12 protein-coding genes are annotated in these 9,584 nt (G+C 67.6%); 4 read left to right on the plus strand and 8 right to left on the minus strand.

All coding sequences use genetic code 11. The annotated features are described in order from the left end of the window. From B3E43_RS05740 to B3E43_RS05760, 5 genes are all read right to left on the minus strand, one after another. Window positions 1–294 (minus strand): 50S ribosomal protein L23 (locus tag B3E43_RS05740; RefSeq protein WP_292027457.1); only part of this gene is annotated, 294 nt, incomplete at its 3' end. Further along, on the minus strand, window positions 294–995 hold the full coding sequence (gene rplD, locus B3E43_RS05745) for a 50S ribosomal protein L4 (RefSeq protein WP_292027459.1): 702 nt from the start codon (window positions 993–995) through the stop codon (window positions 294–296). The genes rplD and B3E43_RS05740, both read right to left, overlap by 1 nt. Next, window positions 995–1,756 (minus strand): 50S ribosomal protein L3, encoded by a 762-nt coding sequence (gene rplC, locus B3E43_RS05750; protein WP_292027461.1) that lies wholly within the window; start codon window positions 1,754–1,756, stop codon window positions 995–997. Before rplC ends, rplD begins: the two co-directional genes overlap by 1 nt. 20 nt (window positions 1,757–1,776) lie before the next feature. Continuing rightward, window positions 1,777–2,082 carry a 30S ribosomal protein S10 gene (gene rpsJ, locus B3E43_RS05755; RefSeq protein ID WP_003164367.1) on the minus strand — a complete coding sequence of 102 codons (306 nt, stop codon included), beginning with the start codon at window positions 2,080–2,082 and terminating at the stop codon, window positions 1,777–1,779. 307 nt (window positions 2,083–2,389) lie between these two features. Further along, the gene (locus B3E43_RS05760) at window positions 2,390–3,346 is read right to left on the minus strand and encodes a hypothetical protein (protein ID WP_292027464.1); all 957 of its coding nucleotides are present in this window, start codon (window positions 3,344–3,346) and stop codon (window positions 2,390–2,392) included. Between the two features lie 260 nt (window positions 3,347–3,606). Here B3E43_RS05760 and B3E43_RS05765 point away from each other — a divergent pair, with 260 nt between their 5' ends. Beyond that, on the plus strand, window positions 3,607–4,356 hold the full coding sequence (locus tag B3E43_RS05765; RefSeq protein ID WP_292027467.1) for a porin: 750 nt from the start codon (window positions 3,607–3,609) through the stop codon (window positions 4,354–4,356). A 144-nt stretch (window positions 4,357–4,500) separates the two neighbouring features. Here the strand turns inward: B3E43_RS05765 and B3E43_RS05770 are convergent, their stop codons facing one another. The 3 genes from B3E43_RS05770 to B3E43_RS05780 all read right to left on the minus strand — a co-directional run bounded on the left by B3E43_RS05770 (window position 4,501) and on the right by B3E43_RS05780 (window position 7,580). Continuing rightward, window positions 4,501–5,400, minus strand: coding sequence for a GIN domain-containing protein (locus B3E43_RS05770; RefSeq protein ID WP_292027469.1), 900 nt, complete (start codon window positions 5,398–5,400; stop codon window positions 4,501–4,503). 108 nt (window positions 5,401–5,508) lie between these two features. After that, entirely contained in the window at window positions 5,509–6,426 is a 918-nt protein-coding gene (locus B3E43_RS05775) for a cupin-like domain-containing protein (RefSeq protein WP_292027470.1), read from the minus strand. A 5-nt stretch (window positions 6,427–6,431) separates the two neighbouring features. After that, window positions 6,432–7,580 carry a GNAT family N-acetyltransferase gene (locus tag B3E43_RS05780; protein WP_292027474.1) on the minus strand — a complete coding sequence of 383 codons (1,149 nt, stop codon included), beginning with the start codon at window positions 7,578–7,580 and terminating at the stop codon, window positions 6,432–6,434. Window positions 7,581–7,736: 156 nt separating this feature from the next. Here B3E43_RS05780 and B3E43_RS05785 point away from each other — a divergent pair, with 156 nt between their 5' ends. The 3 genes from B3E43_RS05785 to B3E43_RS05795 all read left to right on the plus strand — a co-directional run bounded on the left by B3E43_RS05785 (window position 7,737) and on the right by B3E43_RS05795 (window position 9,484). Continuing rightward, window positions 7,737–7,907 carry a hypothetical protein gene (locus tag B3E43_RS05785; protein ID WP_292027477.1) on the plus strand — a complete coding sequence of 57 codons (171 nt, stop codon included), beginning with the start codon at window positions 7,737–7,739 and terminating at the stop codon, window positions 7,905–7,907. 81 nt (window positions 7,908–7,988) lie between these two features. Further along, window positions 7,989–9,029, plus strand: a complete 1,041-nt coding sequence (locus B3E43_RS05790) for a L,D-transpeptidase family protein (RefSeq protein WP_292027479.1) — start codon at window positions 7,989–7,991, stop codon at window positions 9,027–9,029. A 65-nt stretch (window positions 9,030–9,094) separates the two neighbouring features. Further along, window positions 9,095–9,484 carry a DUF302 domain-containing protein gene (locus tag B3E43_RS05795; protein ID WP_292027481.1) on the plus strand — a complete coding sequence of 130 codons (390 nt, stop codon included), beginning with the start codon at window positions 9,095–9,097 and terminating at the stop codon, window positions 9,482–9,484. Window positions 9,485–9,584 lie beyond the last annotated feature (100 nt).

The following is a 9,584-nucleotide window of genomic DNA, read 5'->3' on the forward strand; positions in this document are numbered from 1 at the left end:
GGTGACGTCGATCGACTGGCCTTCAGCCAGCGTCACGATCGCTTTTTTGATGTCGACCCGACGGCCCATGATGCCGCGGAAGCGCTTGGTCTTGCCCTTCTGGACGAGGGTGTTGACCTTCAGGACGTTGACCTTGAACAGGCTTTCGACCGCAGCGGCGATCTCATCCTTGGTCGAGGTGCCCGAGACCCGGAACACGACCTTGTTCTGCTCCGACAGGATCGTGGCCTTTTCCGTGATGATCGGAGCCAGGATGGTGTCGTAGTGTTTTACGGTGGGGTTGGCGCCAGCCATTACGCGGCCTCCTTCTTCGTCTTGGCAGCCGGTTTGGCGGCCTTGGCGGCCTCGGCTTCACGACGCGACGGGGTGTAGTCGGCGTAGGTGGCCTCGATGGCTTCAACAGCCGCCTTGGTCAGCACCAGCTTGTCCGCGCGCAGGATGTCGTAAACGTTCAGGCCGGCGTTCGGCAGGACGTTGACCATCGGGATGTTGCGGGCGGCCAGGCCGAAGTTCGTGTCGACTTCCGGACCGGCGATGATCAGCGTGCGGGTCCAGCCCAGCTTGCCGAGGGTTTCGCGCAGACCGGCGGTCTTGGCGTCCTTCAGCGAGATGTTGTCCACGATGACCAGGTCACCGGCGACGACCTTGGCCGACAGCGCGTGACGCAGGGCCAGGGCGCGAACCTTCTTGGGCAGGGAGAAGCCGTGGTCGCGAACGACCGGGCCGAAGGCGCGCGAACCACCGACGAACTGCGGGGCGCGACGCGAACCGTGACGGGCGCCGCCGGTTCCCTTCTGCTTGTACATCTTCTTGCCGGTGCGAGAGTTCTCGTTCCGGGTCTGGACCTTGTGGGTGCCGGCGCGGCGCTTGGCCAGTTGCCAGTTGACGTAACGGGCCAGGATGTCGCCGCGGATGTCGGTGATGCCGAAAACGGCGTCCGACAGATCGACGTCACCGGCGGCCTTGCCGTCGAGTTTGATGACCGAGAGTTTCATTACGCTTCACCGCCTTCGGTGGTCTCGACGGCCGGGGCCTCTTCAGCCTGCGTTTCAGCCGGTTGAGCCGCAGCAGCCGAACCGCCCTTGGACTTGACGCCGCCGGGGAACGGAGCGTCGGCCGGACGGGCCTTCTTGATGGAGTCGCGAACCTTGACCCAGGTGCCTTCGTGACCGGGGACAGCGCCCTTGATCAGCAGCAGGCCACGCTCGACGTCGACGCGGAACACGGTGAGGTTCTGGGTGGTGACGACTTCCGTGCCGTAGTGGCCGGCCATCTTCTTGCCCTTGAAGGTCTTGCCCGGGTCCTGACGCTGACCGGTCGAACCATGCGAACGGTGCGAGACCGAGACGCCGTGGGTCGCCCGCAGGCCGCCGAAGTTCCAGCGCTTCATGGCGCCGGCGAAGCCCTTGCCGATGGTCTCGGCCTGGACGTCGACCTTCTGGCCGGCGACGAAATGGTCAGCCGAGAACTCGGAGCCCACATCCATCATGGCGTCCGCATCGATGCGGAACTCGGTGACATAGGCCTTCGGCTCCACCTCAAGCTTCGCGAACGACTCGCGCTGTGCCTTGTTGGTGTTCTTGGCCTTTTTGGAGCCAGCACCCAGCTGCAGGGCGACATAGCCGTCCCGCTCCTGAGTCCGCTGACCCACGACCTGACAGCCATCCAGCTGCAAGATCGTGACTGGAACATGCGCGCCGTCTTCAGCGAAGACACGCGTCATACCCAGTTTCTTGGCGATCACGCCCGTGCGCATCGGATCCCGCCTCTTTCTTATTAAATCTTGATCTCGACATCCACGCCGGCGGACAGGTCGAGCTTCATGAGCGCGTCCACAGTCTGCGGGGTGGGGTCGACGATATCGAGGACACGCTTGTGCGTGCGGATTTCAAACTGCTCGCGCGACTTCTTGTCGACGTGCGGCGAGCGGTTCACGGTGAACTTTTCGATCAGGGTCGGCAGCGGGATCGGACCGCGAACGGTCGCGCCCGTGCGCTTGGCCGTGTTGACGATTTCGCGCGTCGAAAAGTCGAGGACGCGGTGATCGAAGGCCTTGAGCCTGATGCGGATGCTTTGATCCATATCGGTCGTATTTCCCAAGCAGGCGAACCTGCGTCCCTGTGAACCATTTCAAAGACCGGAGTCTTCAGACCGCGAGGGTCTTCAGAGTACGCACGTCCGCAAAAACGATCGGCCCACGCAGTCACCCGCGAAGGCCGTTGAAGTCCTGGGTCACTGCAAAGAACAGGGTCTCAGGTCGTTCCTGCGAACCGCGTCTGCATCCCCAAAACACGCGGGATGCACAGCCGGTCCAACAAGAGTGGGGGCTTATGACCGCCGATTCCGATTTGGTCAAGCGGCGAAACTGTGTCGGAGCCTCGCCAGACGCCTAATCCACGGAAACGAAGGTCGATGACCGGGAGTCCCACCGCAAACGTCGGTTCGGGCAGGCCGTTTCAGTCCCGCAAGCCGGGTTGCTGACCAACGAGGCGGGCGTGGTGGCGATGTCGATCATCGCCCAGTGGTCCGGTTCCGAGGTCCAGGCCTCGCTGAGCCTCCCGTCCGCGCCGGTCAGCCAGACGCTGAACGGGCGGGCCTGAACCTCTTCATAGACATCCCTCGGGCAGGGATCGGGCAGACGGACCAACCAGTCACGGCGGCCGTCGCCGTTGAGGTCGGGCACTTCCTTGAACGTGGGGCGGAACACCCGGAAGCCGTCATCGTCGGTAGAGGGGCAGGTGATGCGGTTCCCATGCCAGACCTCGGACAGTTCGGCCGGCAGCCGATCCTCGATCGGGCGGTTGCTCTCGCGCTCGCCGATCGGCGCAAAGCCCCCGTCATTGCCCAGCAGGCTGACCCCGGCGGCGGTGGGGCGTTCAACCAGCTGTTTCAGCGCCGGGTCCCAGGTCCAGGCGAAGGCGCAGTCATCGCCGGTTGAACCGCAGAAGATGTGGTGGACCTCGGCCTCGATCACCGTCTCTCCGCCCCGCCGGGACAGGTCGAAGGTATGGGTCTGCTCGTCGAACGCCATCAGATAGTCGTCGCCGTCGCTGACATATAGGGTCCGCAGGCAGCCGCCCGTTCCGCAGTACGTCAGACCCGAGTCCGTATAGTCGACCAGCCAGTCCGGCTTGTCGTCGTGGGTGACATCGACCGGCCGGATCACCCCGTCAGGAACCCGCGTGACCAGCGGCGGGCGGTTGAGCGGCTCGGTCCGGTCGAACCAGGCGCTGTTGATCTCGTTCAGCACCATCCAGGTCAGGGCTTCCGGCGGCGTCTGGGCTGTCGCCGGCGCGGCTGCAGCCAACAGAAGGACAGCGCCAAGCGCGGGACTGAAGGCTTTCATGGCCGATTCTCCACCTGAAGAGCGCCAGCCTAGGCCCGGGCGCCCTGCCCCGATCCCTCCGGTTTCTGACGGCGAAGACAAGGTGCGCCGTTATCCCTCCGCCTGATCGCCGCAGGGGCGCCACAATGCGTATCCGGGTCGACACACCCGTCACAAGTCGCTGTTTTATGACGGGTTTGTAATGGCCCAGCTTGGATTGTGGCTGATAGCCGGGCGGTCTGGCGGCGCGACTCCCCGACGCCGCCCAAGAAGGAAAAGCCATGAAATCCCTCATCCTCCTCTCGACCGCGATCGCAACGCTCGCCGCCGCCCCCGCACTGGCCCAGGACGGTCCGGCCGGCTCGATCGGCGTCAGCTATACTGACACCAGCCTCGACACCCCCCTCGGCGATGCCGACCTCGAAAGCTGGTCCCTGAACGGCGTCACCGCCATGCCGGCCTTCGGCGAATGGACCGTCACCCTCGCCGCCGATGTCACCAACACCGAGTTCCTGGGTGACGACGACACCGCCGGCGCCGCTTCGGTCGGCCTGTCGCGGATGTTCGGTTCGGACATGCGCCTCGGCGGCTTCGTGGCCGCTTCTGACGCGGGCGACGACACGGCCTGGACCGGCGGCTTCCGCGCCCAGAAATACCTCGCCAATGCGACCCTGTCCGGCGTCGTGGCCTACACCGACGTCGACGGCGTCGAGATCTGGACGGCCGGCGGCGACGCGGCCTTCTACGTCACCCCGAGCCTGCGCCTGAACGCCGGCGTCACCTATGACTCGGTTGACGATGCGGACGTGGACGCCTGGACCTGGGGCCTCGGCGCGGAATACGACATCGGCGCCACGCCGTTCTCGGTCACCGCCGGCTACGCCCGCTCGGATCTGGGCGACATCGATCTGGAAGTCGACAGCTTCAACGTCGGCGTCCGCTACTCCTTCGGCGGCGGCCAGCAGTCCCGCGACCGCGCCGGCGCCGGTGCGTCGAGCGTGGGCATCGGCTCGCTGCTCGGCATCCTGTAAGGACCCGGCAGGCTGACAGACAGAAGCCCCGGCGGAGCGATCCGCCGGGGCTTTTTGTCGGGCGCCTGCCCAGGAGCAGGCAAGGAAAAAGGCCCGGAGGGTTCCACGCTCCCGGGCCTTCCCACGCACGGCGACTGAGGGGGATCAGTTGCCGATGCGAAGATCCCCGCTGCCGGCGATGGAGCGGCTGACCGCGCCGGTGGCGCGGGCGATGGTCACGTCACCGGTGCCGAGGATCGAAACATCAACGTCCACCGCCACGCCGCCGAAGTTCACATCGCCCGAGCCGGCGATGCTGATATCGACGTCGGGGCTGGTTCCGTCGCGGACCACGACGTCGCCCGACCCGGCTATGGAAACGCCCATCGGCCCCTCGATCCGCGCGACCGTGACGTCACCCGATCCGGCTATGGAAACGTCGAGGTCGCGGGTGGCACCCGCCCGGGCCGATCCCGATCCGGCGATGCTCACATCGAGGGATGTCGAGGTTCCAGCGCGGATGTCGCCCGAGCCGGCGATGCTGAGCGACACGGGTCCCTCCGTATTGGCCACATTCCAGTAGCCGCAGCCGGCGTTGCCGAGCTCGACCGAGGCCGCGCCCCGTCCGACCGAGCCGAACACCGCGCCGCCTGCCGAAACGTCCACCTGACGCGGCGTGCGGATGACGATCATCGGCGCGTCCGAAATATTGATCCGGCCGTGGTCACGGACCTCGACCGAAGCGCCGTCGCCGGGGCGCTGGGCGTTGTCGGGGCCGGACCGGCAGTCGCGGATGCCGTCGCCCCGGCTGAGAAAGCCCCGGCGGCGCAGGCCGCCGTCGATGCGGACCTCATTGCCGACGCGGGAAATCTGAATGGCCGGAAGACCGGAGGAGCCCTGCTCGACCTCGACGACGACGTCGGTTCGGTCCTCAACGATGACGGCGACGCGGGCCACGGCGTGGCGGATTTCGACCTCGGGGCCGTCCTTTGCGAAGGCCGGTGCGGCCATGACGGCGGCGGCGGCGGCGGCGGCGATGACGGCGGATGTGATAACGGGTTTCATGACACGGGTTCCCTCTCCGGACTGTGCCCGGAAAGTGCGACCGCCCCGTCGTCAAGTCACTTTAAATCGAGGTCATGACTTCGTTGTAAGGAACGGCCCGCCGCGCCCTCAACCGCGCAACGCACCGGCCCCGTCCTCGACGCCGACCTCGGGCACAAAGTCGCGCTCGAAGGTCGCGAGCCGGCTCTTGAGGACCCCGGCCCGCTTCAGCGCAATCGAGGCGGCCCAGCGCGCGGCCAGTTCGGGCGTCGCCATGCGGTCGGTCATGCGCGGTCGTCCGCCCCGGCTGCGCAGCACCGCATTGGTGAACAGCGCCCCGTTGCGGAAGCGCGTCGGCCAGGTCTGGAACTCGATCGACAGGGACACGCAGAACCGGTCGAGGTTCTCGACCCGGTGCGGCGCATAGAAGGGCCATGTCAGGGCCTGCCCCGGCTCCAGATCCATGACCTGGGCGTCCGCCTCGAAGGCGCGGACATAGGGCAGTTCCTCGGTGGTCTGGCGTGACACCACCTGTTCCATGTCGATCTCGGCCAGATGCGCCTCGTCGCCCGGATAGACGAAGATCCGCTTGCGCCCGCGCATATGGAACAGCACCACCCCCGCCGCATCGAAATGATAGGGCACCCGCGCCTTGGGCGACGACAGGATCAGTTGGCCGGAGGCGTTCACCGCGCGCAGGCCGGCATACGCCCCCTGCACCTTGCCGAATTCGCCCATGGCGGCGGCCCACAGCTCGGGCCACCCGGTCTCGACCGAGCGCAGATTGCACCACAGCCGCCCCTGCTGGATCGCGGCCAGCAGCCCGGCGCCGTCCAGCTTGCCGCGCGCGCCCGTGCGCAGGGAAACCTGACCCTCGTCGTCGTAGTCGTACAGATTGATGTCGAACAGCTCGGCCGGATAGCGGTCCAGCACCGCCGCCAGCGCCTCGTCGGAGGCGAAGCCCTGCTCCACCAGACTGTGCGGATGGACGGCGGCTTCGGCGATCGGGCCGGAATAGCGGGTGCGGGTCTGGATGTTGCTCTTCATCTGTCTCAGGCCGGAACGCGGTTGGCGGTTGCGCGGACCTTTGCAAGGGCGGCGCCCGCCGCCTGCATGGCGCCCATCATGCGGGCGGACGGCGTGGTCTCGCAGGCCTCGATGGCGGCCCAGCGGCGGCGCACGCTGGTGCGAAGCCGGTCACCGCGGTCGCCCCCGGCCAGGTTCAGCGCGCCGACCGCGGCCTGGCTCATGGCCGCGCCCAGACCGGGCCGCAGCACCACGGCCTCGCGCACCTCCTTGAAGCCGTTGCAGAAATATTTCTTGTAGTGCTCGCCCTCGAAACCGAAGTCGAAGGTGCGATAGCCGTACTCCGAGGCCATCCGCATCGTGTCCATGCTCAGCAGTATGCCCGGCGAGCAGCGCGACAGGCTGGGCTCATAGCCTGGGAACCAGAAGTGATACTGGTCGCCGGCGTGCAGCGAATATTCCACCGCCGTCAGCCGGTCGCCGGCCCACAGCGCGGCCATGGAGGCGCCGAAGCCCTCGCCCTCTTCCTTGAGCAGGGCGTGCAGCAGGTCTGCGGTCCAGCCGCAGGCGAAGATGTCGTGACGGCCCGTCCGCCGGTACTGGTCGCGCTTGAGGTCGATCAGCCAGTCCAGCAGCGCCGGGTCGCGCAGGTCCCGTTCGACGCGCAGCGGCCCCAGCTCGGCCTCCATGCTGCGCCGGGCGCGCTCCTTGTCTTTGAAGAATTTGCCATGCGACGCCCTGCGTTCGGCGTACCAGCCGTCATAACCGTCGTCGCCGAGCTCGACCTGGACCGTGCGACGACCCTCGCCCAGCGCGGTCGGCCCGACCCAGGCGGTCAGGTTCAGCCGGGTCGCGCCCAACACCTCCGCAGCCTCTTCCAGCGAAGGGGCCATGCCCGGACGGGCGATGACGCCGTGATAGTCGTTCATCGGCGCCGCCAGCGGCTGCATCGCCCCGCCGCGCCGCTGATGCGGGAAGAAGCCGACGGTCTCGCCGCCGCGCGAGAAGACCGCGACAGCCGCCCTCGGGCTGACGCCCCCGGCGACCCGGGCGAACTCCGGCCGGAAATAGGGGCTGGCCAGCGCCGGATTGGCGGCCAGCATGGCGCGCCACGCCGCCAACTCCGCCTCGCCGAGCGTATCGATCCCGACGATGTCCACCTTCAGCGAAGTCATGCAGCCGTCCTTCGGCGACCCGTGACGGACCGCCCTTCCCCCAAGGTCTAACCCCGCGCCCGTTTCAGGCCGGTGAGCGTTCATGGTGAACGAAGTCTGTGCGGAGCCTTGGGTCGCTGCAGGCGTTGCCGTTGCAGACAATCCAGCGGAGCTCCCATGTCCACACCCGGCCGACCCGACAATCGTGAAATCGAGACCGAGGATCAGCGCACCCCCGCGCGCGAGGGCGCGCCGCCCCGCCCCGCCACCGAGCCGAAGGGGTCGGAGGGTTCGTCCAACTCCGGCGAGACCGCCACTGACCCGGCGACCGGCAAGCCGAACTCCTGACCGCGGCGCACGTGCCGGAATTGTGCTGGAACAGGCGGGAACGTGAGGGGTTGGGACCGGACCGCAACCAACCGGAATCCCATGTCCTTTCGCCTGATCCTTGCCTCCGCCAGCCTCCTCACCCTCGCCGCCTGCGGCGCGCCAGAGCCCGCTCCCGCCCCGCCGCCCGAGGCCGCGGCTCCGCGACCGCTGCTGACCGCTGCCCAGATCGAGGCCGGCCTGCCCCGGCCGGACCTGCGTCCGGCCACCCCGCCGACCGAAGGCGCTCCGACGCCGGCATACGCGCCCGACCCCGGCATGGTCCGGCTGCAGATCCTGCTGGACCGCTCGCGCTTCTCGCCGGGGGTGATCGACGGCCTCGGCGGCGAGAACACCCGCCAAGCCATCGCCGCCTGGCGCAAGGCCAATGACCTCGGCGAGGACGGCGGCGCCGACGCCGCCCTGCTGCAGGCGCTCGCCGCCGCCGATGCGGGCCCCGTCATGGCGCAATATACCCTCACCGCCGCCGACATCGCCGGGCCGTTCAGCCCCCCGCCCGGAGACGATCTCGCCGAGACCGCACGCGCAGGCACGAATTTCACCAGCGCCCTCGAAAGACTGGCCGAACGCTTCCATGTCACCGAGGCCCTGCTTCAGGGCCTGAACCCCGGCGTCGACTTCCGGCGCGCGGGCCAGACGCTCGTCGTCCCTGCGGTCGACGACACGCCTTTGACCGGCGTCGCCCGCATCGTCATCGACAAGACCGAGCGCTCGGCCCGCGCCTTCGACGAGGCCGGAACCCTGCTGGCCTTCTATCCCGCCACCATCGGCTCGAGCGAACGGCCCGCCCCGTCGGGCACGGTGACCGTGGTCGGCGTCGCGAACGAGCCGGACTACACCTATGACCCCGAACGCGTCAGCTACGACCGCGGCGACGAGCGGATCGTGGTCCCGGCCGGCCCGAACAACCCGGTCGGCACCGTCTGGATCGACCTGTCACGCGACACCTACGGCATCCACGGCTCGCCCGATCCGTCAAAGATCGGCAAGACCGCCTCGAACGGCTGCGTCCGCCTGACCAACTGGGACGCCGAACAGCTGGCCGCCGGGGTCAGGCCGGGCGTAGTGGTGCGGTTTATCTGACCCACCCCCAATGCGGGCAACGTCGGCCCCCTCCCGGACGTTGACTGCAGCCGAGAGGAATTCGCATGCCCTACTATTACAGCACGACCACTGACCGCCCGTTCGAGGAGACCGTCGCCCGCACGCGCGACGCGCTCAAGGCTGAAGGCTTCGGAATCATCACCGAGATCAACGTCACCGAGACGTTTCGGGAAAAGCTGGACCTCGATTTCCGGCCCTATGTCATCCTCGGCGCCTGCAATCCGAAGGCGGCGCATGAGGCGTTGATGCAGGAGGACAAGGTCGGCGTCATGCTGCCCTGCAACGTCATTGTCCAACAGCTGCCGTCGGGATCGGGCGCGGAAGTCGCTGCCGTGGACCCGGCCGCCTCGATGGCGGCCATAGACAACCCGGCGCTGAAGGCCAAGGCCGCGGAGATCGGGGCCAGTCTCCGCCGGGCTCTGGATCGCCTCTAGGCCGGGCCGTCCAAACACCACACAGCAAAACGGCCCCCGGATCGCTCCGGGGGCCGTTCTTTATTGTCTGGCCTACGCTCGTCTCGTCGGCGCTCAAGTA

The sequence above is a fragment of the Brevundimonas sp. UBA2416 genome, assembly GCF_002343105.1.
GTDB lineage: Bacteria > Pseudomonadota > Alphaproteobacteria > Caulobacterales > Caulobacteraceae > Brevundimonas.